Annotated in this window: 20 protein-coding genes, 1 tRNA gene and 3 pseudogenes; 14 read left to right on the top strand and 10 right to left on the bottom strand. The window is 64.3% G+C overall.

Annotated elements, in window-relative coordinates:
* Positions 1–67: 67 nt before the first annotated feature.
* The 4 genes from cas5c to K3N28_RS15410 all read left to right on the top strand — a co-directional run bounded on the left by cas5c (position 68) and on the right by K3N28_RS15410 (position 4,890).
* A complete protein-coding gene (gene cas5c, locus K3N28_RS15425) occupies positions 68–640 on the top strand; it encodes a type I-C CRISPR-associated protein Cas5c (protein ID WP_374209796.1) in 573 nt (190 codons plus the stop codon).
* Positions 559–2,529, top strand: coding sequence for a type I-C CRISPR-associated protein Cas8c/Csd1 (gene cas8c, locus K3N28_RS15420; RefSeq protein WP_228093437.1), 1,971 nt, complete (start codon positions 559–561; stop codon positions 2,527–2,529). Before cas5c ends, cas8c begins: the two co-directional genes overlap by 82 nt.
* Positions 2,526–3,428, top strand: a complete 903-nt coding sequence (gene cas7c / locus K3N28_RS15415; protein WP_228093436.1) for a type I-C CRISPR-associated protein Cas7/Csd2 — start codon at positions 2,526–2,528, stop codon at positions 3,426–3,428. Before cas8c ends, cas7c begins: the two co-directional genes overlap by 4 nt.
* A 697-nt stretch (positions 3,429–4,125) precedes the next feature.
* On the top strand, positions 4,126–4,890 hold the full coding sequence (locus K3N28_RS15410; protein ID WP_228093435.1) for a transposase: 765 nt from the start codon (positions 4,126–4,128) through the stop codon (positions 4,888–4,890).
* Positions 4,891–5,362: 472 nt separating this feature from the next.
* Here K3N28_RS15410 and K3N28_RS15405 read toward each other — a convergent pair whose 3' ends face one another.
* Positions 5,363–5,650, bottom strand: a complete 288-nt coding sequence (locus tag K3N28_RS15405; protein ID WP_228093434.1) for a hypothetical protein — start codon at positions 5,648–5,650, stop codon at positions 5,363–5,365.
* 502 nt (positions 5,651–6,152) lie between these two features.
* On the opposite strand from K3N28_RS15405, the gene K3N28_RS15400 reads away from it, so the two are divergent.
* The gene (locus K3N28_RS15400) at positions 6,153–6,437 is read left to right on the top strand and encodes a hypothetical protein (RefSeq protein ID WP_228093433.1); all 285 of its coding nucleotides are present in this window, start codon (positions 6,153–6,155) and stop codon (positions 6,435–6,437) included.
* A gap of 377 nt (positions 6,438–6,814) precedes the next feature.
* Positions 6,815–7,204, top strand: coding sequence for a hypothetical protein (locus K3N28_RS15395; RefSeq protein ID WP_228093432.1), 390 nt, complete (start codon positions 6,815–6,817; stop codon positions 7,202–7,204).
* Between the two features lie 148 nt (positions 7,205–7,352).
* On the opposite strand, the gene K3N28_RS15390 is transcribed toward K3N28_RS15395, so the two are convergent.
* Positions 7,353–8,252 carry a TIGR02391 family protein gene (locus K3N28_RS15390; RefSeq protein ID WP_228093431.1) on the bottom strand — a complete coding sequence of 300 codons (900 nt, stop codon included), beginning with the start codon at positions 8,250–8,252 and terminating at the stop codon, positions 7,353–7,355.
* Between the two features lie 370 nt (positions 8,253–8,622).
* Between K3N28_RS15390 and K3N28_RS15385 the strand changes: the two genes are divergently transcribed.
* Positions 8,623–9,396, top strand: a complete 774-nt coding sequence (locus K3N28_RS15385) for a transposase family protein (protein ID WP_228093430.1) — start codon at positions 8,623–8,625, stop codon at positions 9,394–9,396.
* Positions 9,397–9,447: 51 nt separating this feature from the next.
* Here the strand turns inward: K3N28_RS15385 and K3N28_RS23360 are convergent.
* Positions 9,448–9,846 (bottom strand): annotated as a pseudogene (locus K3N28_RS23360) (alpha-hydroxy acid oxidase); the annotation flags it as partial.
* 229 nt (positions 9,847–10,075) lie between these two features.
* Between K3N28_RS23360 and K3N28_RS15375 the strand changes: the two are divergent.
* Positions 10,076–10,249: a hypothetical protein gene (locus K3N28_RS15375; RefSeq protein ID WP_228093429.1), complete on the top strand. Its 174-nt coding sequence runs from the start codon at positions 10,076–10,078 to the stop codon at positions 10,247–10,249.
* 359 nt (positions 10,250–10,608) lie between these two features.
* Here the strand turns inward: K3N28_RS15375 and K3N28_RS15370 are convergent, their stop codons facing one another.
* Positions 10,609–13,389, bottom strand: a complete 2,781-nt coding sequence (locus tag K3N28_RS15370) for a caspase family protein (protein WP_228093531.1) — start codon at positions 13,387–13,389, stop codon at positions 10,609–10,611.
* Between the two features lie 180 nt (positions 13,390–13,569).
* Positions 13,570–14,016 carry a VOC family protein gene (locus tag K3N28_RS15365; RefSeq protein WP_228093428.1) on the bottom strand — a complete coding sequence of 149 codons (447 nt, stop codon included), beginning with the start codon at positions 14,014–14,016 and terminating at the stop codon, positions 13,570–13,572.
* A gap of 88 nt (positions 14,017–14,104) precedes the next feature.
* Between K3N28_RS15365 and K3N28_RS15360 the strand changes: the two genes are divergently transcribed.
* Positions 14,105–14,875 (top strand): transposase, encoded by a 771-nt coding sequence (locus K3N28_RS15360; RefSeq protein WP_228093427.1) that lies wholly within the window; start codon positions 14,105–14,107, stop codon positions 14,873–14,875.
* A 54-nt stretch (positions 14,876–14,929) separates the two neighbouring features.
* On the opposite strand, the pseudogene K3N28_RS15355 reads toward K3N28_RS15360, so the two are convergent.
* Positions 14,930–15,795: pseudogene (locus tag K3N28_RS15355) on the bottom strand (IS5 family transposase).
* A 380-nt stretch (positions 15,796–16,175) separates the two neighbouring features.
* Between K3N28_RS15355 and K3N28_RS15350 the strand changes: the two are divergent.
* Together K3N28_RS15350 and K3N28_RS15345 are read left to right on the top strand one after the other, a co-directional pair.
* Positions 16,176–16,532 (top strand): hypothetical protein, encoded by a 357-nt coding sequence (locus K3N28_RS15350; RefSeq protein ID WP_228093426.1) that lies wholly within the window; start codon positions 16,176–16,178, stop codon positions 16,530–16,532.
* A gap of 114 nt (positions 16,533–16,646) precedes the next feature.
* Positions 16,647–17,421: pseudogene (locus K3N28_RS15345) on the top strand (transposase family protein).
* Between the two features lie 573 nt (positions 17,422–17,994).
* Here the strand turns inward: K3N28_RS15345 and K3N28_RS15340 are convergent.
* Entirely contained in the window at positions 17,995–19,287 is a 1,293-nt protein-coding gene (locus tag K3N28_RS15340; RefSeq protein WP_228093425.1) for a hypothetical protein, read from the bottom strand.
* A gap of 468 nt (positions 19,288–19,755) precedes the next feature.
* Between K3N28_RS15340 and K3N28_RS15335 the strand changes: the two genes are divergently transcribed.
* Complete coding sequence (locus tag K3N28_RS15335; protein WP_228093424.1) at positions 19,756–20,913, top strand: site-specific integrase; 1,158 nt, start codon at positions 19,756–19,758, stop codon at positions 20,911–20,913.
* A gap of 498 nt (positions 20,914–21,411) precedes the next feature.
* Here K3N28_RS15335 and K3N28_RS15330 read toward each other — a convergent pair.
* Positions 21,412–21,496: transfer RNA gene (locus K3N28_RS15330), tRNA-Leu, on the bottom strand.
* Positions 21,497–21,651: 155 nt separating this feature from the next.
* Between K3N28_RS15330 and K3N28_RS15325 the strand changes: the two genes are divergently transcribed.
* Together K3N28_RS15325 and K3N28_RS15320 are read left to right on the top strand one after the other, a co-directional pair.
* The gene (locus K3N28_RS15325; protein ID WP_228093423.1) at positions 21,652–22,665 is read left to right on the top strand and encodes a phosphotransferase enzyme family protein; all 1,014 of its coding nucleotides are present in this window, start codon (positions 21,652–21,654) and stop codon (positions 22,663–22,665) included.
* Between the two features lie 46 nt (positions 22,666–22,711).
* Positions 22,712–23,809, top strand: a complete 1,098-nt coding sequence (locus K3N28_RS15320; protein WP_228093422.1) for a C45 family peptidase — start codon at positions 22,712–22,714, stop codon at positions 23,807–23,809.
* On the opposite strand, the gene K3N28_RS15315 is transcribed toward K3N28_RS15320, so the two are convergent.
* The gene (locus K3N28_RS15315; RefSeq protein WP_228093421.1) at positions 23,806–24,609 is read right to left on the bottom strand and encodes an RNA methyltransferase; all 804 of its coding nucleotides are present in this window, start codon (positions 24,607–24,609) and stop codon (positions 23,806–23,808) included. The genes K3N28_RS15320 and K3N28_RS15315 overlap by 4 nt on opposite strands.
* Before the next feature lie 74 nt (positions 24,610–24,683).
* Positions 24,684–25,718, bottom strand: coding sequence for an SPFH domain-containing protein (locus tag K3N28_RS15310; protein WP_228093420.1), 1,035 nt, complete (start codon positions 25,716–25,718; stop codon positions 24,684–24,686).
* Positions 25,719–25,726: the final 8 nt, after the last annotated feature.

Here is a 25,726-nt window from a genome sequence, read left to right as displayed (position 1 = left end):
CCCGGACCGCCAGCCCGCGCTGGTCGTCCAGGTCTGGGGCGAAGGCGCGCTGTTCACGCGGCCCGACATGAAGACCGAGCGGCTCACCTACGACGCCATGACGCCCAGCGCGGCGAAAGGCGTCCTGGAGGCCATCTACTGGAAGCCCGAGGTCCGCTACGAGATCGCGGCGATCGAGGTCCTCGCTCCCATCAAGCAGTTCGAGATCCGCCGCAACGAGACCAGCGACCTGCCGCCGCTCTTCGAGGCCGCCAAGGGGACTCGCCGGGTCGACACGGCCGCGAGCCGCGACCAGCGCAACGCGCTGTGCCTGCGCGAGGTGAAGTACCGGATCCACGCGCACCTGGTTCGCCTACCGCACGCCGACAAACCGATCGCCGCCTACCGGGACCAGCTGCGGCGGAGAGTCGACCGCGGTGCCTGCTTCGCCCAGCCGTACCTGGGCACCAGAGAGTTCACGGCCTACTTCGGGAACGCCGACGACGAGCAGCGCATCATGGACTCGCGCGACCTCGGGACCATGCCGCTGCGCGTGGACTACCAGACCGGCCGCACGGAGTGGTTCACCGCCCGGCTCGAACGCGGCGTCCTCCGGGTGCCCGCGCGCGGGATCGCGCTGCCGGCCGGGCAGGTGCCCTGATGCTCAAGCAACTGGCCGCATACGCGCGCGACCATCTCGAGACGGGCGACCAGATACCCGCGTTCTATCAGCGCAAACCGGTCGCCTGGGTCATCGCGCTCAACCCGGACGGGTCCCCCAAGCAAGCCCGCTTGCGGACCCTCAAGGGCGAGAAGGAGCACCGATTCGGCCTGCCGTTGCCGGTGCCCTCGGTGACGAAGACGTCCGCCATCTCCCCGAGCATCGGCGTCGACACGCTCGAGTACGCGCTCGGCTGGGTAAGTACCGATCCGAAGGCTCCCTCGAAGCCGGAACGTGTCCACCGCTGCCACGATGCCTTCGTGGCGCTCAACGCAGCGTGGGCTGGTGCCGACCCGGATGGGCCTGCGGCGGTGATCGCGGCGTTCTTCGCCGCTGGTCACCATGAGCGGATCGCCCAGCCGACCGCGATCGGGAAGGATGACGAGGGCAACGAGATCGAAATGCCGACCTGGGCCCGCGGCGACCTGGTGGCGTTCAAGGTCGACGGCAAGTACGCGTTCGGGCACCCGAGCGCCCAGTCCTTCTGGCGGACCCAGGCCGAAGGCCGCAAAGGCAGCGGCGAGACCGGGCACTGCCTGCTGTGCGGCGAGGCCGGGCAGCTGCTGAAGACCATCCCGCAGCAACTGCCGAAGCATCTGGTGCCCGGCGCGACGCAGAGTGTGGTGCTCACCAGCGTCAACAAGCCGACGCACGGATTCCTCGGCGCCACCGACCTGCGACACGCGCCGATCTGCAGCGACTGCGGCCGGCGCTCCACGACCGCTTTGCGGTCGCTCCTTGAGAATGCCGAGCACTGCGCGCAAGCCGATGGCGCAGCGATGGTGTGGTGGACCAAAGAAGACGCCGAAATCCCGGTCCAGTACGTGATGCGAGCCGGTGGCAACGAGGAACGGCGCCGCCGACGGGAGGTCATCGAGGACCTGGTCCTGGCGGCCGAACGCGGACACGAGAAGGCCGTGCAGCACGCCGAGACAGCGGTCGACTTGTTCTACTCGGCGACGATCAGCGGGAACGTGTCGCGCCTGATGGTGCACGACTGGGTGGAGATGCCGCTGCCCGCGGTGCGGCGGAACCTCGGGCTCTGGTTCGACGACATCGCGATCGAGACCTGGAACGGGATCATCCACCCCTCGATCAAGAAACTCGCCTACGCATCAGGGCGGTTCATCCGCACCAGCGTGAAAAAGACCGGCAAGGCCGGCGAGTACGCCCCGTTCGGCGCGACCGGCGCAGACCGGCCACTTCGCTTCGAGACGACCCTGCTGCACTGCGCCCTGTTCGGACACCAGCCGCCGCTAGCGATCTCGCAGCACCTCGTCTCCCGTATCCGGCGCGACGGCCGCGTCGACGCCGCCCGAGCCGCCGTCCTGCGGCTCGTCTTCAACCGACACTACGAAAGGAGCGGACGCATGACAGCGGGCCTGGACGAGAACCGCCACACCTTCGGATACCTGGCGGGAAGGCTGTTCGCCCTGTACGAATCCCTGCAACGGCGCTCGAGCAACGAATACATGCAAGGCCGCAAGGATGGCGGCAGAACCGCGATCAACACGACCTTCAAAGACCGTTACTACGCAGGCTCGGTCGTCAACCCGACCCTCGGACTACGAGCGGGTGCGCAGCTCTCGGCCGCCTGGGCCAAGCGCCTGCGCAGCGACGAGAAGCAGAAGGGCTACCGGATCTGGGTGGAGAACGAGATCGAGCGACTCCACCGGCTCATGGAACCTGAGCCCGATCGGGGCCGACACGACCAGCAGATGGACTTCATCCTCGGCTACCACCACCAAGGGCAGCACCGGACGGTCAAGCCCACCGACGACAACGGCGAAGCTGCCGACAACGACTCACCAGAAGGCGACGACGAATGACCGCTCCCTACCTCAACCCCGCCGTGCGCCACGACGCCGTGCTGCTCTTCGACGTCACTGACGGCAACCCCAACGGCGACCCCGACGCTGGCAACCAACCCCGCCAGGACGGCGAGACCGGCCAAGGCCTGGTCAGCGACGTCGCCATCAAACGCAAGATCCGCAACACCGTGCCGCTGGTCAAGGAAGGCGACGACCGCTACGGCATCTTCGTCGAGGCCGGCACCGCTCTGAACACCCACATCGACGGCGCCTTGGACGCGACCGCTCCCGCTAAGGGCAAACGCGACCCGGCCGCGGCGCAGCGGTGGCTGTGCGAGCGCTACTTCGACATCCGCATGTTCGGCGCGGTCATGTCCACCGGCGAGAAAGTCGGCAACCAACGCGGCGCCGGACACGTCTACGGGCCGGTCCAGATCTCCTTCGCCCGCAGCATCGAAGAGATCGCACCCATCGAACACACCATCACCAGGGTCACGCCCACGAAACCCGCGGACCTCGAGAGCGGCAAGGTCTCCGAGATGGGCCGCAAGTGGACCGTCCCCTACGGCCTCTACCGCGGGACCTTGCACTACTCGGCGGCGAAGGGCGCGAAGACCGGGGTGCAGGCCGAGGACTTGGAGGTGCTGTGGCGCTCGATCGAGTACATGTTCGAACACGACCGCTCCTCCGCCCGCGGCGAGATGAAACTCTGCGGCCTGATCGTCTTCAGCCACGCCTCGCTCCTCGGCAACGCCCCCGCACACGCGCTCGCCCAACGAGTGCGCATCGAACGCACCGAGGCCCTCGACGGCAAACCCGCACGCGAAATGACCGACTACCGCATGCAAGTCGACCTTGAAAACCTGCCCGCAGGCGTGGAGGCTTCGGTACTCGTTGACTTGTGGACGGCCTCATAACGAGAGGGCGTGGGTAGAGGATCTCCGAAGAACCACGCTGCGTAGACGAGGATCGCAACCCTGACTCCCACCTGTCGTAGGTGCTGAGGTCGACGTGGCGCCGGAGGTTCGCCTCCAGTGAGGTTCGCAACCGGGTCATCCAGCGCGGCAGCCAGCTCGTCTTCGAGGTGACGCTGGAGGTTCCCCTCCGGCGAGACTCGCAACCAGTCGGGGATCATCCCGGTCAGGCCGGAGAGCTTGGTGGAACCGGAGGTTCGCCTCCGGCAAGGTTCGCAACTATGCCGCCTGGGGAGTGAGCGGCTGTCCGGGCGTGCGGTGCCGGAGGTCCGCCTCCGGCGAGGATCGCAACTGGAACGACCCTGGCGGCTTCAAGGACCGTGCCGAGGTGGCGCCGGAGGTTCACCTCCAGCCAGGATCGCAACAGGGTCTTCGAGGCGGCGATCGGGAAAGGGACGTCCGTGGCGTCGGAGGTTCGCCTCCGGCGAGGATCGCAACGCCTCCCTCGGCGTCGAGCTCGACCCGACCATCGAGTGGCGCCGGAGGTCCGCCTCCAGCGAGGATCGCAACCACGGGATTTGGCAGGCCCCGCCCGGTCTCAGGGAGGTCGCGCTGGAGGTTCGCCTTGGGTCGCCTTTGTGTAATTGTGCCTAGAGGTTGTCCCGTTATTGGTTGTGGGGCAAGGGTTTAGGATGCCCGGGTGGGTGTGGTGACGGCGGCCGAGGAGTCGTGGATCGAGCCGTTTTCGGGGCTGCGACCTCGGGTGCTCGCCAAGCTGGTCCGGCAGTTGGAGCGCGAGGGCGCCGATCCGGTTCGTCGGGGCCGGCCTTGGAGCCTTTCGTTGGCCGACCGGGTGCTGCTGGTCGCCGCGTACTGGCGGACCAACCTCACGATGCGCCAACTCGCGCCGCTATTCGGTGTCTCGAAGTCCGCTGCCGACCGCATCATCGACGACCTGGGCCCGAAGCTGGCCCTGCGCCCGCGCAAACGCTTCGCCCCTGGCACGGTACTGATCGTTGACGGCACTCTGGTTCCCACTTGCGACCGATCCATCGCCGCGCCGAGCAAGAACTACCGGCACTCCACCAACCACCAGGTGGTCATCGATGCCGACACCCAGCTGGTGGTCGTCGTCGGCACACCGCTGCCGGGCAACCGCAACGACTGCCGCGCGTTCGGCGAGTCCGGAGCCGAGCACGCCGTCCGGAACGCGACGGTGATCGGCGATGGCGGCTACATCGCGACCTCGGCGATCATCCCGCACCGCCGCCGACCCGGCGAGGATCTGACCGCCTGGAAGGAAGCGCACAATGCTTCCCATCGGCAGGTCCGCTCCCGCGTCGAGCACGCGTTCGCGCGGATGAAGACCTGGAAGATCCTGCGCGACTGCCGCCTCCGTGGCGACGGTGTCGCCGAAGCGATGCTCGGCATCGCACGCCTCCACAACCTCGCACGCACCGCCTGAACAACCTCAAACAGCCACGGCCACCACGGCGATCAGCAACGCCCACAACCAATAACGGGACAATCTCTAGGCCAACTCAACCGCGAACGTGGCCACGGCTTTAAGCCGCATTTTACTCACGGGTCTTTAGCCGCACGCGTCACTCAGACTCCTCTTGCATCTGCGATCCCGATCCGCCGCGGCCGATGGAGATCCGCCCAGGCAACGCACGCAGGATGGCGGGTCGGTCCGGGGGAGTGGTTCCGCGCAATGCGATAACGACGATGCAGACGCGAGCGAGTGCCAGTACCAAGGCGGCACCGACGTTCCAAGGGCCAAAGATGGGATCGGTTCCGATCATTGCGCGGTTCCCGTCGAACGCGCCCAAATCTGTTCGAGACGTTCCCGTAGCCCACGCCAAACCAGGACCCTTCCCGCCTCAGGCCACGCTTCACCGAGAACTTCCTTGAGCCCATCCTCGATCGCATCCACCTCATCGAGGGTGGTGCTCGGACCGATACCAAGGTCGCGTGCCGTCCGCCTCGCCGACCACGGCCTCCCGAATCGCGGCGGTGTCCTCCGCGATCTGCTCCAGTGAGCCCGCGATGCTCGCGAGGTGCACCGCGAGGTCGTTCGGCGTGGCCTGGGATCCCACCGCGCGGCCCGTCGAACCGGACCCCAACGGCGGGTCGTATTCGCCATTACGAATAAAGTTGAGATCCCCCATCAAAAATGAAATGTTCTTAAGTTCCTCGAGAATCTTCGATTCGATGTCGGTCATGAAATCACTGTAGCGGGCACGGCGGATTGCGAGCCGAACTTGCACGTTGGGCGCTTCTTTGATCCGGACGGGTGACAGTTTTGCGTCCGTGCACCGGCCCAGCAGATCCGGCATCACGATCTCGCTTTTGCTGTTACGCGGCCGCCCGTTGTTCCCGTAGAAATGTCGCCTGCTGCGTCCTGCCCGCCCTCATTACCGCTGGACTCATCAGCGGCTCGGTGACTCTCGTGGTCGGCTGGCGCTCGGGCGTCGCTCTCGCTGCCGCAGCGGCCGGATGGCGGTGGCTCCAGCGCGGCAAGGCCGGAAGCTGAGTGTGCCGCACTAACGCCCCCGCGGCGGCAACCGCAGGCGGGAGGATGACACCGTAGACCTCCGACCCAATTCGGCGGCCCAGGTGCAGTTGCCGGAGGCATCGGTGCCGTAGACCATATCGACGGCTACTGTCGTCAGTGGCATTGATTCCTCAGCGCTCGCTGAGGTGGCGTGCGGCGGTCGCTGCGTCGTGACCGAGGTCGGGATCGTCCGCCATGGAGGCGAGCAGTCGCTGGGAGGCATGATTGCCAACCCTGGTGAGAAGCTGGATGTAACGGCGCATGTGGGCAAGTTGATTTGGCCACCGCGTCAATTGCAACTGTCGCTCGGGTCGGGCGATGCCGGACTCGAGGATGGCGCGGGTCTCCTCAGGGAATCGGTCCAGGATGCTGTGGAGGGCGTTTCTGACCGGGGTCTGGTAGGTATCGCTGATTTAGAAGAGTGGCTCGGCGGCGTGGTCGTTCAGTTCATGTAGTAGCCGCTGCCACTGTGGTCGACATCGATCGGCTACCTCCTCGCTGGTGAGGCTGGGATAGTGCATGTGCCAGAGGATCTGGCCTTAGCATGCCCACGCTTCTCCTGTCGGTCCGCTGAGATTGGCCAAAGGCGGCAGTGGGTGCATGTGGCTGACGAGACCGAGCACGCTGATGACGTAGGCAGCGATATCGTCCTGGGGTTGCATCATGTTTTCCGAGAGCGACGCCGCCCATAGTTTGAATGCGGGGATGGCAACCGGGTTGCTTGCCTCCAGGAGTTCCCTGTGTATCGCCTCCTTCCAGACAAGCGCTTCGGTGTGGCGCCCGGCGAGCGCGGCCAGCCGAGTTCGCTATCACCGATGCTTCCCTCGACGAGTTGGTGCACATCTTCGTCTGGGGCGAAGACACCTACGAGCTAGCCAACTTCACTGACGAAGAGCTCATGCCCGCACTCACGCAGATCGCACAGAGACAGGGGAACCCTCGGCTGGGCGAACCCACCTGGGAGCAAGACCTTGCCGCGACGCTACGCGACGCACGTGCAAAGCACGTCGACATCAAGTTCGTCTTCTCCAAGATGCGCATGTCAGAGTCCAAGACCGAGCTTGCGCGGCTACTGTGGTCGGCCCTCCTGCGCAAGAGTGAACGCGAATACGCCGACGATCAGCCCACTACGCCCGTCGTGCGCTTGGTATCGGAGGTCCACCGCGTCATCTCACGCCAAACAGGAATATTCGGGCTGAAGGGCCCCTCGGGAGCACCCTGACACCTCGCGCCAGGCATCGCCGGTGGAAGCCAGCGCCTCCGTTTCGACGAGGGCCTACCATCGCGATCGAACTTCGCCTCGACATTGCCGACGCGCCTGTTACCCCCGGCTGGTGTGACGGCCGACGTGCCACCGCAGACCTACGACCCTACGGGCGCGGTTCATCGACCGATTCTGTGTCAGATCGTGCAGGCCGCTGAATGTCGCACTGGTCGAGGAGGCGGGCGAGGAAGCTGTAGGCCGCGAGCCGTTCCATCGCTTCCTGTTCGCTGAGTTCTTCACTGGAGTGCGAGGTCGGGTTCCGCACGGTTGAATTCAGCCCTTCCGCAAGTCCTTTCAGCGATGCGGCGAGCGGCGGAAGTCCATTGCGAATGCTCTTGACGGTTTTGTCGTTCGGCTCTCCGGGCCAGACCAGCCGCGGCCAGTCCGACGCGTCCTTGGGACGTTGCGACTTCGGAGCCGAGAGCGTCTGCTCCCAGAAGGTCGTGCCACTGACGTCCATGCGCCCGAGTTCCTTCCGCCAGTGTTCGGTCAGCGCTTCGGCCGCTTCACGCACCGCAACCCGGTACTTGTGGGTCGTCCAGTACGGCGCAGCAGCACCCCAGATCACCGCGTGGAACAACGAGGGCGCGAACGCCGGAAGGTCGGATTCCTCCGCAGCTTCTGCCTCAATGATCATTCCGTGTAGCCGACCCCGCGTAGTGGCAGCGGCATTGCGGATGTCTTTCGGCTCGAACACTGCCTTCACCGAAGACATCAGTGACCAGTTCGCAATCGGATCAAGTGGCCCCAGGCCCTCTACCTGCATGTAGGTCCCCGTCACCTGCACCGCTCTCGCGGCGCTCCCCGCCTTCTCAGCCACATCGAGTGCGAGTCGACGCTCCTCGGCACGATCCAGGCTGTCCCTCATTCGCACCGTCGGGAAGTGGCCGTACGGCGCCCCGAAACCAAGTTCGACTTGCGTAGTCATCCAGGCGTCGAAGGCGGTCTGGAATTCCATGACCGCCGCGTCCAGTCGACGAAGGTAGTCCGCTCCGTAATCTGGCATCTCGATCTGCTTCCTCTCGCCACAAACCCCCGGCATGTAAGAGTCTGGGTTCGTTCAGCGTAACCAGTAAGCCTGAGCCCGAGGTCCCCGAGCCCACGCCCACTGGCGTCGGTCGTGGAGTTCCTGCGCTCCCTTGCCGGATCATTCGCGCGGTCGTCAAATGCACTCTGCGGCCCGCCAAACCGCCTCCGATCACTACGTGCTAGCACTTCCGCGCGCCATCGAGTGCACGTCTCTCACGAACAAGTGCGGCGAGCACGTCGCCGCATTCAGTGAACCATTCTCAACCTGGGTGAGTTCCGTTGCGCGGCAATGAAGAAGCTCCTGGTACAACAACAGTCGCCAGACACGTTGTCTCCCAGGAGCTTCCATGCTGTTGTACCAGGCGGCCCTGCCGCTGTCGAGCCGCACCCTGACCTTCACCGCGCGCCTCATCCGCGCCCACCGAGCCGCCATCGGCTCCCGATGGCGAACGCTCGACCCCGCCGGCCAGGCCCTGCTCACCCTCGCCTACCTGCACCAAGGCCACACCTACGAGCAACTCGCGCCCGGCTTCGGCATCTCCCGCACCACCGCTGCCCGCCGCATCCACGAGACCATCAACCTCCTCGCCACCTGCGCCCCGAAACTCCGCGAGGGCTTGCGAGCGGCGAAGCGCTCGGGCCGTGGCTATGTCATCCTCGACGGCACCCTCATCCCTACCGACCGGCTCGCCGCCGACCGGCCCCACTACCAGGGCAAGCACCGCTGCCATGGCATGAACCTCCAGGCCATCACCGACTGGCGAGGGAACCTGCTGTGGGTCTCGGGGGCGATCCGCGGTTCGGTCCACGACACCAAGGCGGCCCGGATCTGGCAGCTGCCACGCCTGCTCGCCGATCATGCGCTGTTCGCCCTGGCCGGTAAGGGCTACCAGGGCCTGGACCACGACCTGGTGGTCACGCCCTACAAAGGCAAGGACAAACCTGATTATCAGAAGGAGCACAACCAGCTCCACGCCCGGCTCCGAGGCCCTGGCGAGCGGGCCTTCGCCGAGTTGAAGAAGTGGCGTGTCCTGCGGAAACTCCGCTGCGATCCCAACCGGGCCACACCGATCGCCCGCGCCATCGCCGCACTGAACAACCAAGAGCGCCAATCAGGTTGAGAAAGGCTCAGTGTAGGCGCCAGCGAGCACCGCCTCGTTAGAAAAACGGTGTCACCCCTGCCGCGGGGTGAGTCGATGCAGTTGTAGGACGTGACCGGGCTTAAGGTCCTCGAGGCACGCGACACCGAGCAGGCGCATGGTGCGCTCCACCTCGCCATGCAGAATGGCGACTGCCCGATCGACCCCGTCTCGACCGCCGGCCATGAGCCCGTAGAGGTATGCCCTTCCGATCATGGTGAACCGTGCACCCAGCGCAACCGCAGCCACGATGTCGGCGCCGGAAGCAATACCAGTGTCCAGGTGGATTTCGGCTTCTCCCCCGATTTCCCTGACAACCTCAGGCAGCAGGTGGAAAGGAACCGGCGCGCGGTCCAGTTGGCGGCCGCCGTGGTGTGACACTCGGTTCGCGAGGACGGCGACACCAAGACCCCCAAGAGCCGGCGCACCGTCACTCTCCCCGAGCTCGCGGTCGAGATCCTCACCGAACACCAGGAACAGCAACAGAAGTGGCGCGCCAAGCACGGCTGGAAGTCGGAGGGGATCGTCTACGTGTTCGGCACCCGCTCCGACACGGTCCAGGTTGCCGAGTCCGTCCACGACAAGGTCCAGGCGATCGCCGCCAAGGCCGGCCTGCGCGGTTCCTGGACGCCCGGGAGCTGCGCCACACCTCACCTCGATCATGTCCGACAACGGGGCCCGGATCGAGCTCATCGCCGACCTTCTCGGACACAAGGACATCGCCACCACCTGGAAGGTCTACCGCCACCAGCTCCGCCCCGTCATCACCAAGGGCGCCGAACTCCTCGACGAAGCCTTCAGGAATCAACACCCAGACCTAAAAGGACCACAGTAGGAGCCAAATTGGCTCCATGAATGGCTACCCGCTAGCAACCGACAAAGGCCATTCGCAGGGATCACTACAAAAAGAAAGGCCCCGGGCAACCGGGGCCTTCGAATCTGTGCGCGAGGGGGGACTTGAACCCCCACCTCCGTAATAGGACACTAGCACCTCAAAAAAGCCTATTTTATGTCCGCAACCGTCTGATTTGGATGCCATCCTCGCAGGTAGATCATACCTCGCGATAGTCTTCGTTAATCGTCATTCACCAATGCTAGTCTTCGTTTTCCGCTCCCAATGGCTGCCTTTTTGGCTGCCCTACCAGCCTCATGGACCATTCGATTGATCGCCGAAACCCTGTTACGAGCCCGCGATCAGGTGCCCGATTTGCGGAAGTCGTCGAGGTTCATGCTCCGCAGAAGTGAGCCGAAGAGGCGGTACATCGGCTCGAGTGAGCCAGCCTCAAGCTCAGCAAAGGTCCATGTCGTCTGCACCTCGTAGCAGTTGTCGATGATCGGGTTCCGCTCGGCGGCCCTCCAGTCGGCCTGTATGCCTTGAAGGCCGTCCAGAGGTACTTCCGGGAGAAAGCCTTCCATGCCGTTGATTCGCACGGCCACATCGATGTCCGCCTTGAGGCCTACGGAGGTGACCAGCTCTCTCGATAGCAGAACGGTCGCGTAGACGATCCCCAGCGCTCGCCGCCATTGAAAAACCCGGGGGTCGTCATCGCGATATCGACGTGGCGTGAGGTAGTTAGCGAACATCGCGGAGCTGCCAGATTCTCCGATTTCTAGAAGGTTCACCTCTGGAACCGCACGCTCGTTCGCGACTACTCGCAGCCAGCCTTCGTGGTCTCGCTGCATCCGAACAAAACCGGCTCGGCGGGTCACGTTGGTTCGTTGGAACGTGCCCGCCAGCCCGGGTCCATGTATCCGCGAGCCGAGAGCCGCGTCGTCGATTTGTTTTTGAAGTGCCTCATCGGCCGCCCGTAGGCGGTTGGATATCCAATTGCGTGCATCAGGGCTGGTCCCGAGGGCGCCAGCGAGCAAGTGCTCGTTTCGGATCGGTTGAGGCACGGCAGCTACCCATATCGGAACCGAAGCGCTCGGGGCGAGCCCTGCATCTTCTGCAGGAAAATGGTCTGCCGCATGCGCTGGGGTAACACTTCGCTGAAACATGACGCTCGGGTCATCGGCGTTGGCGATCTCCACGGCGGCGGCGCCTGCACCCGAGGTTCGCCGGTCTGATTTCGCAAGCTCGCCCGCGATGCCAGCGAGCGCCACGGCTCGCGCGCGGTTGCTCTCGATCGACCGCGCGGTTTCCATCGCGGCGTCGGGATCGATGTGCGCCAAGCGCTTCGCAATGCTGGCGTTCACCAGCTCGACTTCGGCCTTCGCCTGCTGGTGCACCGAAGCAATGAGGATCTCATTCACTATTCGCTGACACTGCTCGAGGAGTCGTTCGGCCTCGTAGGAGCCGATCTCGGCGTGGATTCTCGCAATGAACGACATCGTGTGAACGAACTGTGCGGGATCTTCAATGCGTTGAGCAAACAATTCCGCCCTGGCCAGCACCTCGCGTGCACGCCCCTCATCCGTGCGCGAAACCATGTCGGCAACCAGAGCCAACGCAAGAGCAGCGTTTGCATCCTGGGTGCAGTGCTGTGCAACCGCTTCAGCGCGAAGAGGATCGGTCATCGCAATGACCTGGACCTGTGTGGATGTAGGCTCAGCCAGTTCCTGCGGAAGTCCCACCCCAGCTGCCCAACGCTTCGCGCCGTTTGGATCGGCCAGTGCCATCGCAGAGGCGATCGCCTTCAGTACCGGGTATCGATTTTCCCTATCGCGTTCGGCAAGATCAGCGGCCTTCCGGGCGAATGCATGGGACCGACTGGGGTCTCTGGCATACATGAGAGCCGATGCGGCTGTCAACGCCTTGATGCAGTCATCCGAGTCGATCAGTCGAGGGTCGGCGATCCGAACAAGCTCGTTGATCATTCTCGTTGACCGCATGGGCTGTTCGCTGCTGAGTGCCCAGGCGACCCAGGACAGACCCGAGATCTTCTTGGAGACGACCTCACAGGACATAACAAGCTGCTCTGCACTTGCCCCGAGACGTTCGGACCGGACGGGGTCGATTTTCGCGAGGCTGTCGGCCATAGCAGCGAGCGCAACCGGCTTCGATCCTCGCTCTGATTCGTCGGGGATCATTCGGGCGATCGCTTCGGTCCTGGTCGGATCTGCTTCGACTACGCTGCATGCGATTTCGTTGAGAGTGCCTGCTTCCTCGGCAAGTTTGATGGCCAAGTCGAGGATCTCACTTGACGAGACCCTAGGATCAGTTGACTCTACCTCTGCTGCGCGACCGGGGTCGTGGGTGCCCGTCTCTGTGCGGTGCAAGTGCCCGGAGGCCGCGAGCGCAGCCTGATTAAGCGCCAGCGGAAATCGACTGGCGGTGTCAGTTCCGCGCTGGTTGGGAAGTGGCAGACCTTTCGCCTGCAACCTTGCTCGTAGCGCTGGATAGATCGCCTCGAACGTCAGGTCAATGGGGGCGTGGCTGATGCCGGCCCGGACAAGGTCCCGCAGCTCGCCAGTGAAGGACGTGCAGGCATTATCCTGCTGGTCAGGAGGAGGTACATGGGCGGTGCGGTTGGCCGTAGTCGCAGTCAGGGTGTACACCCCCTGAACGTGCGTTATGTCGGCAAGTCCGCTGGTTCCTTCGGACGTGAGCGCTTCGATGGCCTGCCCGGCGAAGCAACAGTCAAGGACGGCAATTCTCGTCTGTGCCGGGCTCGCCCCGAATATGTCTGTGATCGTTTGCCAGGGAAGTCCGGTGATTTTCGGCCGGTTGGGTCGGGTGCTGGTGAGCGTCAAGCAGAGGTCGCCGCGCTCCGACAGCAACCCGTGGCCGACATAGTAAAGTAGGAAGACTCCGGCTGCTGCCTCTGCGAGCTCAGTCAGCTCAACGGATAGTTCAGAGACCGAATCCGGGTTGCGGATTACGGTAACGTCCTCTCGAGACCATCGACCCACGACAGGGCTGGTCAGGATCTCCAGCATTGCGTCAAGGCTGTTCCTTGCCGCCCGAACGGGCGGAAGTTCCGGGTACTCGTAGGCCGACACCCCGACCAACACTGCGCGCGATCCCGGTGGCATCTGAGGTTCAGCGCTCATTTGAAGTTCCAGTCTTGCTGATGTTCGACCGCAAATCAGGTCTCCGGGGGTGGAAGGGCCATTGGGTCGAGGTGACTCCCGGGGCCGCAGTAGAGCACCAGGATATGACACTGGCCGAACACAATGTGAGCCAACGGGCGCCGATTCGGGAGCCTGATGTCCTCAACCTCCTAAGCGTTGTCCCGTAAGGTTTCTCGATAACTTGAAGGATACGGCTACGAGCTCGACCTCGAAGCCGTCCGGATTTTCGAGGTACGCCGCATAGTGGTTGTCGCCTCCAGCGAACGGGTGTCGGTCGGCGAACAGCAGCGTCCAGCCGTGTTCTTTGCCCTCGTCGACCAGCCGTTCAACTTCGGTGTCATTCCCGACGTGGAAAGCCAGGTGGTTCAGTCCTGGCGCGCATCGGTCGTGTCGCCTGCCCGTCTGTGCCCGAGACTGCTCCACTACCAGGTAGGTGGGGCCAAGCCGCCAACTGCGTCCTGCCGACCACTCCTGGTGCCGTGCGTAGCCGAGGCGTTCCAGCAGCCACCCGAAGGAGTCGACAGCCCGATTGAGATCAGGAACCCACAGCTCGACATGGTGCAAGGTTCCGGCGACTGGAAGCTCCATGGCGGCAATGTTACGTGGCCCGCGTCTGCGCTCCTGCGATTTAGCGACTGAGTCTCGATCCTCTTGGGCTGCATGGAAGTATGTCCAAGTGGTGAGTGTGATCAGTGCAGCGGACGACAAGATGGTCGAGCTGTTCAGCGGGCTGACCGCGCGGCAGTTCACCAAGCTCGTCCGGCAACTGCGCACCGAGGGCGCCGACCCCGCGCTCAAGGGCCGACCCTGGAAGCTCGCCTTCGAAACCCGGGTGCTGCTGGTCGCCGCCTATTGGCGCACGAACCTGACCATGCGCCAGATCGCGGCTCTGTTCGGCACCTCGAAATCAGCCGCCGACCGGATCATCGACGACCTCGGCCCCAAGCTCGCCCTCCGACCCAGGAAACGCTACGCCCCCGAAACGGTCCTCATCGTCGACGGCACCCTAGTCCCCACCAGGGACCACACCGTCGCGGCGAAGTCGAAGAACTACCGCTACTCCACCAACCACCAGGTCGTCATACACGCCGACACCCTGCTCATCGTCGCCCTCGGCACTCCGCTGCCGGGCAACCGCAACGACTCGAAGGCATTCGGCGAGTCCGGCGTCGACGAGACCACCCGGACCGCGACCGTGATCGCCGATGGCGGCTATCGCGGCACACGAGCGGTCATCCCGCACCGCCGCAGGCACAAGGATGAGCCGCTGACCGAGTGGAAGGAGGCCCATAACGCCTCTCATCGACACGTCCGCGCCCGCATCGAGCACACCTTCGCGAAGCTCAAGGTCTGGAAAGTGCTGCGCGACTGCCGCCTTCGCGGCGACGGTTCGGCCGACGCCATGGCCGGCATCGCCCGGCTCTACAACCTCACCCTGGTAGGCTGACACCTACGCCCCGGCACGACGACGTACACCCGCAACACACTTACGGGACAACACTTAGGGCCTGTCCTGTGAATCGTTGAGCCAGATCATGGGTGCGGCGATGACCAGGCTCGCGCGGTAGATGGCCGCCCGTTTCGCATAGCGGGTGGCCAGGTCCCGCCACTGTTTGAGCCGGTTGAAGCACCGCTCGACGACATTGCGCCGTCGGTAGGCCTCGCGGTCGAAGCGCGGCGGGCGGCCACCGGTGCGCCCCCGGCGTCGACGGCGCTCGACCTGGTCGATCCGTTCGGGAATCACATGAGCAATCCGACGCCTGCGCAACCGGACCCGGGTCGAATCGTGCGCGTAGCCCTTGTCGGCCAGCAGCAGGTCGGGGCGCTTGCGCGGCCGACCAGGCCTGCCGCCGTGGACGCGGATGGCATCCAGCACCGGCAACAGCATCGGGTTGTCCCCGGCCTGCCCGGGCGTGATCAGGATTGACAGCGGTAGGCCGCGCCCGTCGACCGCGAGGTGGATCTTGGTCGACCACCCGCCCCGCGAGCGCCCCAGCGCCTCACCGGTTACACCGCTGGTGCCCCTTTTTTGCGGGCCCCTGCGGCATGCTGGTGGGCTCGCACGATGGAGGAGTCGACGCTGACCGTCCACTCCACCGGGATCCCGTCGTCCCTGACCTGCGCGGCGGCGAAGATCTTGTCCCAAGTGCCGTCCGCAGTCCACCGCCGCAGCCGCTCATGCGCGGTCTTCCACGACCCGTACCGCTCAGGCAGGTCACGTCAGGGCGCCCCGGTCCGCAGCTTCCACAAGATCGCGTTGATCACCGTGCGGTGATCACTCCACTGCCCGCCACGGCCGCCATTGGCGGGCAGCAGCGGCTCGATCTGCCGCCAAGCGGCTTCGGTCAACTCACCACGACCAGGCACAACACGATTGTGCCTCAACTACAACCATTCACAGGACAGGCCCTAGCCCAACGGCACTGGCCTGGTTGTCCCTTGAGGGGTCGATCCGGGACCAGCGAGTCCGTGATCACGCCGGCTGATGATATAGACAGGGCGAGGCTAAAACGGCCGAGTTCGGGATCGATGGTTTCTGCACAGTGTCCGTCTTGAACGCAGGCTGCTGAGGCGCGGATGAACATGGGCGAAAAGTCGTTAATGACGGTCTTGTTCCGAAATTGATTATGGCATGGGCCTGTTGACATCTCAGGTTCGGCATTATGCAAGACTGCACGACCATTGGAAGTCCTCGATCGGTTAATCGATCCAGCCGCACCGCAGAGCAACTCTCCCGGAGCATCACTATGACTGTACGGATCAGCATCAACGACGACAACGGTGACCAGTTGCGTGCCCTCTATGCGTGGCTCGGCGATGAGCAGGAGTTGCGGGGCAGAGTCAGGTTGCTGGGCGCCATGCCTGGATCCACCGAACTCGGTGCTGTGACAGATGCGCTCGTGGTTGCGCTCGGAGCCGGCGGGGCCGGGACGGTTCTCGCAACATCGCTAGTTGCCTGGGTCAAGTCCCGTCGCACTACCGCACATCTCACCATCGAAACTCCAGAGCTGAAAGTCGAGTTCGACCTCGCGACGGTCGACGACATTGCACCTGTCCTCAAGCAGGTTCTTGACGCTGTTGCCAATGAACCTCTTGCACCCTGAGTGAGTGGTGTTGCGCTGCAGGTGGTTTGCAGGGAGAGTGCCTGATGGGCACGGAAGAAGCTCCTGGTAGAACGGCAGGTGCTACCTCTACCGTGACCTCCACCAGGAGCCTCAGTGCTTTTCTACCCTGCGGCACTGCCGCTGTCGACAGCCACCCTGACCCGCGTGTCGGCCCTCATCCGCACCCACCGCAAAACCATCCGTTCGCGATGGCGCCGCCTCGCACCCGGCGACCAGGCCCTGCTGACCTTGGCCTATCTGCACAAAGGCGAGCGTCTGCGGGCCCTGGCGGCCGGTTTCGGTATCTCGGAGGCCACCGCCTGGCGCCGGGTCCGCGAGACCATCGGTCTGCTCGCGGCCAAGGCGACCGGGGTTGCGTGAGGCACTGCGGCGGGCGAAGCGCGCCGGCTGGGCGTTCGTGATTCTCGACGGCACGCTCATCCGCATGCAGCGCCATCGGCTCGACCGGCCCTGCTACTCCGGCAAGCACCGGCATCACGGCATGAATCTCCAGGCCATCGCCTCGCCGACCGGGGAACTGCTGTGGGTCTCAGGTGCGATGCGCGGATCGATCCACGACACCGCCGCCGCCAGGATCTGGCTGCTGCCCAGGTTCATCCGCGAATCGGGTCTGTTCGCGTTGGGCGACAAGGGCTACCGCGGCCTCGATGACGAAACCGTGGTCACGCCGTTCTGGGGCCGAGGCAAACCGGCCTGGCAGAAGGAGCAGAACCGGCTCCATGCCAGGCTGCGCGGGCCCGGCGAGCGCGCTTTCGCGCAGCTCAAGCAATAGGGTGTGTTCGACCGCGTTCGCTGCGACCCACACCAGATCACTCAGATCGCCAAAGCCGTCAGCGTGCTCATCGAATACGACCGGCGATCACGATGAAAGAGGTTCAATGACTGAGTTAGCCCTGCTCTACCTACGCGATTACCCACGGAACCCCGACCCCACTCTGGCGCAGATCGTCATCCCCGACACGGCGGTTTGGCCCTGATCTCGGACCGGAACGACAGTAACCGGCCCGGACATCAACCTCGCCGCCCGGCCCCGGGGCTCTTTCTGGGACATCATCGGCGAAGCCGTCACCGGCGAGACCAGGAAGAATCAGTCGATGTCCCACCGCTGTCGATGTTCACCGGATCCAGCAACGCCGCCGATTGCACGAGATCGGAGCGTCCGGGCAGATCAAGGAATTCGTGCACGCCTACCTTGGCATGCGCGACAGACATTTGCCGGTTGCCCTGCATGACTTGGTGCCACGAGCCCAAGTCTGCGAGTGCCCTACAAACTTCGCAGGCATGAGGCCCCAAGATATTGATGCAGTTGCCATTCGTGGCGAACAACTTACACGAACCCTTATCAACTGGTATTGCCCGGAACTTACTTCGTGACTGTTTCCTCGGTAGGGATAAAAGAATCGCGAATAGATGACTGACACTCGGCGGATCTGATTTAACTCTAGGACAAAAAATTCACTGTACAATTGTTGCGGAGCGTCAGGTCCGCCGGAGTGTAGATCGAAGAATGCTCAATGCGCGAGAATCCGCCCTCAAGACCATATTCAACGCGTCGACGGTGGGCTCCAATACCTTGAAACACGACTGGCGTCATGTTAACCGTACGAAGATCAGTGGAACCTCGCTTGACGATCCATTCGCCAGTCGGGAAGAAACGGTCGAAAGCCTCCAGTGCTACCTGAACTTCATCTTTCGTGAGGCCAGCGCATCGCCCCATCATGTCGAACTCGCGATCCTTTAGATTCTCGAGATAAAAGCCTCCCCAACTCCACATGAACTGCTGCCAGAATATCGGAAACCGTTGGAAGTTGGATTGCGCGCGCAGCCATTCAACTCCGTCATGAAACGACGAAGGAAGAGTTTGGTAGAGAATTCCGCGCCACTCGATGCTTCCATCTTTATTCAGCAAGTATCCTCCTTCTTCCCGGTTTTCAATAACATAGTCAACCGCTGCTTTAATGATTGAAATTCTTGCGCGGTGTTCGAAATACATGGATGCCTGGAGGTCGAAATGCATGCCCTTGTAAAGCGCATTCCAAAGGCTTTGACTGACTGTTGATGCAGCATTCGCGTCAAATGTGCCACCATCAAGCTCCATGGCATAGCCCAACGTCAGCCTGGGATGGCTTTTATAGGCACCATAGAGCATTAGAAGCGACTCTTCCGGGCTGGTAGCAAAGAACGTACCATGGTTTATTAGCTTGTAGTACTCGTTAGCTTCGCTTGCTCCAGGCGATCCTTGTCGAGATTTGATAAGGTTGGTCTCAACGAGTTTGCGCTCTACGCTGTACGAATGTCGCCAGATATCGAGAAGCTCGGTTCCATGGATCGATCCATAGCCACTGGACTCGAAGAGATCTGGGGCCACGCCGAAGTCTTCGAATGCGATCACATCCAATCCGAAATCTTTCATGTGGCGAGGAGCTTCTTGTCGACCGTTCCATTTAGATACAAGGAACGAGCCATGCTCCAGGTTCAAATATTTCATCCATCCGAGAACTTTAAAGAGATCGGAGTATCCCCATTTCCCTCCTTTTACCTCAATGAGACGACGGAATATCTGATCGTCTTCGTAATGTGTTGCGAATATGTCGAGTTCAAGAAGGTCTGCTGGGTCAGACTTCACCAGACTCTTTTCTACGAAGTAGCCAGATGCCTGAAAGAGCGCGGCCATGTAGTCTTCAAGCTCGACACCTTCCGGAATATCCGAGAGACTTATCGCGGTTTCCGACATGTTTTCCTCATTTCTCGCCCTTTGCCCACAGGGTGCAGAAGTGGTTATCTTGTCATAAAATAGCAATGCCGCAATGGTGGTATACGCAAACACGACCGGCTCCCGCTAACCGGGGAACAATGGCACTGTACTTGGCGGCTTTGACAACGTCGCCGGTTTCAGTATAGTGGTCGGCCAGTTTTCTGCAGGCCACATCACAGCGCTGCGGTAGTTCTCGCGGATTTCGTCGAGGTCGTCGATATCGGGGGCGAGGTTGCCGGACTCATTTCAAAGCCTTGAGACGGGGAGTCCGCACAGGCGCGCGGACCAACCCGGCATCTGGACGGGTCCCGGCGGGAGGCTGTCCAGGATCCGGGTACCTCCTGTTAAAGGTTCTCAGAGGGCAGTCGGGAGGTGGCCACGGTGGCTAATCCTCAGCGTTCGTCTCGTGTCCGCTCACGGAAGCGAGCACCGAACGGGGCGGGTTCGTTGTATTTCGACAGGACCAACAACTGCTGGGTCGGTTCGGTCTCGCTCGGGACCGACCAGCAGGCGCGTCGGATCCGGCGGAGTGTTCGGGACCGGGACTATCGGAAGGCCTCGGCGAAGCTCGACGAGCTTCTGGAAGAGGTAGAGGCGGGCAGGGATGTCGGGAACCGGTACACCGTCGCGGATGCCGCTCAAGATTGGTTGGAGCATTTGGCTTCCAGCACCTTGGCGAAGGGCACGGTCGAGGAGCTGCGCTGCATTGCCAGGAAGTGGATCGTTCCCGGGCTGGGCCGTACCAGGCTCAAGAAGCTCACGACCGAGGACGTTGAGGTCTGGCTCCAGACCATGACCGCGGTCCTGGCCACCACCTCGATCAGAAAACGGCTGGGGACCCTGCGTCGGGTCATCAAACTCGCCCAGGCCCACGGGCACGTCCGGGACAACGTCGCCGATCTCGCTGACGCCCCGCGCGGCACCGAAGGCCGACCGAGTAAGGCGTTCACGCTCGACCAGGACCAGGCGGTGCTGCGCGCGAGCATGGGCCATCCCATCCACGCCTATCTGGCGTTGACGCTGCTGACCGGCGTCCGGCCCGAGGAAGCCCGTCCCCTCACCTGGCGCCACACGCATCTCAACCCGGTCCGGGGCGTGCTCTGCTCGTGCGGCACCGTGCACGACAAGGACCTGCCGGCGCATGTGGAAGTCTGGCACTCGGTCCGAGGCGGCGGCGACACCAAGACCCCTAAGAGCAGGCGCACTGTCGCGCTCCCCCGGTACGTCATCGCCACCTTGACCAAGCACCGCACAGAACAGCGCCAGATTCGGGCCGAGCACGGCTGGAAATCCGAAGACATCGAATACGTCTTCGGCACCCGCTACGACACACCGGAGAAAGCACAGGTGATCCGCGACCAGTTCCGTGCTGTCGTCGTCAGAGCCGGACTTGCCAACGAGTGGGCTCCACGCGAGACACGGCAATCGTTCACCTCGATCCTGTCCGACCTCGGCGCCCCGATCGAGACCATCGCCGACCTGCTCGGACACGCCAGCACCACGACCACCCGCACCGTCTACCGCCGTCAACTCCGCCCAGTCATCACTACCGGCGCCGAAACGCTCGACCAGGTATTCGGCACCGACTTCCTCAACCCGGAATAACTGCGTCGAACGCTGCGAAACGGCCGTTTGACCGGATTGCTCCCATTCGAGAGCGAGTGAAGACACCCTAGCTTGAAGCGATCTCCTGCGAAACGAACACCGTGGCACGAGAAACCTTGCCCAGCAACAGGTGCCGTTCACCTCTGCCCATTCAGGATCACCGATGACACAGGTTGTACACACCAGACTATTCTGCGTCAAAATCGTTGCACTGCAGTGAACTCGCGGTCGAAAGCCGCAAGTTCGATCGAACCCTCTTGGCTCTGGCGTTGGCTCTTGATTTGGCTCTTGGGCCGATGCGGCTAGCGTCCTCTTTGAAGACCAAGGATGACCTGCTCAGACCTGCAATGACCGCCGATGACCGATGTCCCGGCCGCTGTAAGCCGTCAGTACTGGCTCTGAAATCGGCTCTTTTCGGGCGAAAGCACGCTGATCACAGTGGACCGAGATCGTCCCCTGAGGATACACAAAAGGCCCTGTTACCAGGGCCTTTGTCTGTGCGCGAGGGGGGACTTGAACCCCCACGTCCATAATAGGACACTAGCACCTCAAGCTAGCGCGTCTGCCATTCCGCCACTCGCGCGTGCACACAGAAGTGTATATGTAGTTTGTTTTGCCTGCCAGTGGGGCCTTTTGTGTTCCCCTGGACGCGAGATGAAACTTTACACGATGTGGCGCGGGCGCGCGCAGGGGGGTTCGCGGTCCGGTGGGCGGGCCGGGGGCCGCTACGCTTGAAGCATGACCGTGACCGCGCCTCGACTCCCTGACGCGGCGCTGGCGCATTGGGATCTGGGGCAGGTCTACCAGATGCAGCGGGTCCAGACCGGGCTGATGAACCGGTCGTGGCGAGTGGATACCTCCTCCGGGTCGTACCTGCTGAAACTCTTCCGGGACGTGACCGGACCCGAGCTGCAGTTCCAGTTCCACGTGCTCCAGACGCTCGGTGCCTCCGGGGTTCCGGTGGTCCTGCCGGTGCTCAGCCGCGACGGCCGGACCACCATCTTTCTGGAAGGCGAGGAGTTCGGCGTCTTCCCGTGGGTCGGCGGACGGCACCGCTCCGGCCTCTCGATGTCCCGCGACGCCTGCCGCGACCTGGGCTCGGTCATCGGGCGGCTCCACCGGACGCTGCACACGGCCATTCCGGCCGATCGGGCTCCCAAGCCGGAGAATCCTCCCACCACTGAGGCCGCTCTGCAGAAGGTCGACCGGCTGCTCGAGCTGGTCGCCGCCGGCCGCGGCGACAAGACCGGGTTCGAGGCCACCGCCGAGCAGACGCTGCGGTTGAAGCGCGGGCTGCTCGTCCGGCTCGGCGACCGCCGGCCGCCTGATCTGGCGCCGCAGTACACGGGCTACACCCACGGGGACCTGCATCCGCACAACGTCCTGCACGGGCCCGACGATCGGATCTCCGCGATCCTCGACTGGGACCGGCTGGTCGTCTCCTCGTACGCGCGCGAGATGGCACGGGCGGCCGTGTTCTATTTCACGTACGGCGACGAGCGCGGGTTGGACTGCGAGCGGATCCGGGCGTTCGCCGGGGGCTACCGGTCGGTGTTCGATGTGGGCGAGCCGGAGATCGGGCTCGCCACCCATCAGCTGTGGTGGGATCGCCTCACCGACAACTGGGTCATCGAGTGGCATTACGTGCGGCACAACTCCGCGTGCGATCACCTGCTGCCCGGGCAGACGGGGCTGGTGAAGTGGTGGACCATTCACTACTCGCAGGTGGAGCAGGCCCTCATGGGTCGCTGACGATTGTCGGTGGCGTCGTGATATCGCCTCTGTCACAATGACGCACATGAGCGAACTCCCCCTTCTGCACCTCCAGGGCAGCCCGTACCGGCAGGGCCTCCAGCACGGCGAGCAGCTGCGGGAGGCGATCGCGACCAACGTCGAGGTCTACCGCTCCAGGATGCTCACGTCGGGCATCCCCGAGGACGAGCTCGCGGAGCGGTCGCAGCGCTTCCTGGGCCTGTTCACGCGAGAGGACGCCGCCTACCGGGCGACCATGGACGGCATCGCGGACGGGTCCGGGCAGCATCTGCTCGACATCGCGCTGCTCAACGCCCGGTACGAGCTGCTCTACAGCGCCTGGAGCGAGTTCGGGCGGCCCACGGCCGAGGGCGTCCGGTCCGAGTGCACGTCCTTCGGCGGGTCCGACGGGGTGTTCGCCTCCGGGGGCGCCCAGATCGGGCAGAACTGGGACTGGTTCACCGGCGTCGAAGGCGCCCTGCTGCAGTGGCGGCACGGGGAGACCACGGTCGTCGGGTTCACGGAGGCCGGCGTCGCCGGGGCCAAGATCGGGCTCAACTCCGCCGGGATCGGCCTGTGCGTCAACGGGCTCGGCGCTTCGGCCGACGACTGGCGGATCGACTCGGTGCCGTTCCACCTGCGGACACGGCGGATCCTGCAGTCGGCGAGCTTCGCCGAGGCCGTCGGCCACGCGGTGGCCCCTCGGCCCGCCTGCTCCGCCAACTTCTTCGTCGGGAGCGCCGCCTCGGGGGTGGCGACCGTCGAGACCTCCCCTGCCGGATCCCGGGTCATCTACCAGCACGGGGACTCGCCGCTGGTGCACGCCAACCACTTCCGGGACCCGGACGCCCTGGGCGTGTACCAGAGCTGGCTGGAGACGGGGCGCGTCTCCACCTATCACCGCTGCGACCGGATGGAGTCGCTGCTCGCCCAGGAGTCCCCGGTGTCCTCGGGGCGGCTGTACGCGGCCATGCGGGACCACGAGGGCGGGCCGCTCGGACTCTGCAGGCACCCCGTCGAGACCGATCCGGTCGAGCTGCGGACGCACACGGCGTTCGCCGCGCACCTGGAGCTCGACGCGAAGCGGTTCTCCTACACGTGGGGGCCGCCCTGCGAGTCCGAGTTCGCCACGGTGACCCTCTAGCGGGGACGGGGCTGGGACAGCTCCCAGCAGGCGACCGCCGTCGCGGCGGCCACGTTCAGGGAGTCCACGTCGGCGTGCATCGGGATGACGACCGTGCGGTCGCACGCCTCCAGGGCCGCTGCCGTCAGGCCCGGCCCTTCGGCGCCGAACATGAGGGCGGGCCGTTCGCGTTCGGCTTCGCTGACCGCGCCGATGTCGATCGCACCGCGCGAGGGGCTCAGCCCGTGCAGGGTGAATCCGGCGTCGCGGATCTGCGCCAGACCGGCCGGCCACGGTTCGAGGTAGGTGTACGGCACCGCGAACACCTCCCCCATGCTCACGCGCACGCTGCGGCGGTAGAGCGGGTCGGCGCAGCCGGGGGCGAGGAGGACGCCGTCGAAGCCGAGGCCCGCCGCCACGCGGAAGATCGCCCCGATGTTGGTGTGGTTGTTGATGCCTTCCAAGACCACGAGGCGTCGCACCGTGGACAGGATCTCGGCGGGTTCGGGGAGCGGCTTGCGGTGGAACGAGGCCAGCGCGCCGCGGTGGACGTGGAAGCCGGTCACGGATTCGAGGACGTCGGGGCCCGCCGTGTAGCAGGGCGCGTCCTCGGCGAGGCCGGCGAGCTGGTCGGCCCGCTTGGCGTCGATGAGCATCGACCGCATCCGGTACCCGGCCCGCAGCGCCCGGTCGATGACCTGGTGGCCTTCGGCGATGAACAGGCCGTGCGGCTGCTCGAAGCGGGTGCGCAGGGCGAGGTCGGTGAGGGCCCGGTAGTCGCTGAGGCGGTCGTCCTCGGGGTCTTCGATCGGGATCGGCACCCGATGATTCTCCCCCATGCACGGCGAAACGGCCGGGTCCGCCCGTCGGGCGGTCCCGGCCGTCACGTCGCGTCCTACGCCGGCGCGGGCGGCAGCTGGTCGGGTGCCCTGCCTTCGCCGATGTCCTTGACCTCGCGGGCGGCCTGCTGGGCGGCCTCGAGGGCCGCGGCGACCTCGTCGTCGAGTTCGAGGGCGCTGTTGTCGACCTCCACGTCCTCGTCGTCGTCGGAAGAGCTGTCGACGTTGCCGCCGAAGGCGTTGCCGAAGCTGCCGAGGGCGCGGGTGAGCTCGGCGGGGATGACCCACATCTTGTTCGCGTCGCCCGCGGCGATCTCCGGCAGCGTCTGGAGGTACTGGTAGGCCAGCAGCCGGTCGGTGGGCTTGGCCTTGTGGATGGCGGCGAACACCGTCTGGATGGCCTTGGCCTGGCCGTCGGCGCGGAGCACTTCGGCGTCGCGATCGCCCTTGGCGCGCAGGACCTTGGCCTGCTGCTCGCCTTCGGCGTTGAGGATCGCCGAGCGCTTGTTGCCCTCGGCGTTGAGGATCACGGCGCGCCGGTCGCGCTCGGCGCGCATCTGCTTCTCCATGGCGTCGCGGATGCTCAGCGGCGGCTCGATCGAGCGGAGTTCGACGCGGGTGACCTTGAGGCCCCACTTGTCGGTGGCCTTGTCGAGCTCGGCGGCGAGGCGGGCGTTGATCTCCTCGCGGCTGGTGAGGGTCCGCTCCAGGTCCATGGAGCCGACCACGTTGCGGAGCGTGGTGGTCGTCAGCTGCTCGACGCCGGCGAGGTAGTCGTCGATCCGGTAGACCGCGTCGGTGGGCTGCGTGATGATGTAGTACAGCACGGTGTCGATCTGGACGCCGAGGTTGTCGGCGGTGATGACCGGCTGGGGCGGGAAGTTCACGACGCGCTCGCGGAGGTCCACTTTGGCGCGGACGGTGTCGACGAAGGGCACCAGGAGCCGGGGCCCGGGTTCGAGCGTGCGGCGGTATTTGCCGAGTCGCTCGATGATGTAGTTCCACTGCTGGGGCACGATCTTGATCGAGCGGAAGAGCACGACGATGAAGAAGATCGCGACGATCAGCAGCAGTATGCCAACGGGGTCCATGGTGTTCT

The sequence above is a fragment of the Glycomyces sp. TRM65418 genome, assembly GCF_019710475.1.
In the GTDB taxonomy this organism is placed as follows: Bacteria; Actinomycetota; Actinomycetes; order Mycobacteriales; family Micromonosporaceae; genus Glycomyces.
The sequence above is the reverse complement of the archived record's forward strand: the minus strand, read 5'-3'. Positions and strand labels throughout refer to the sequence as shown.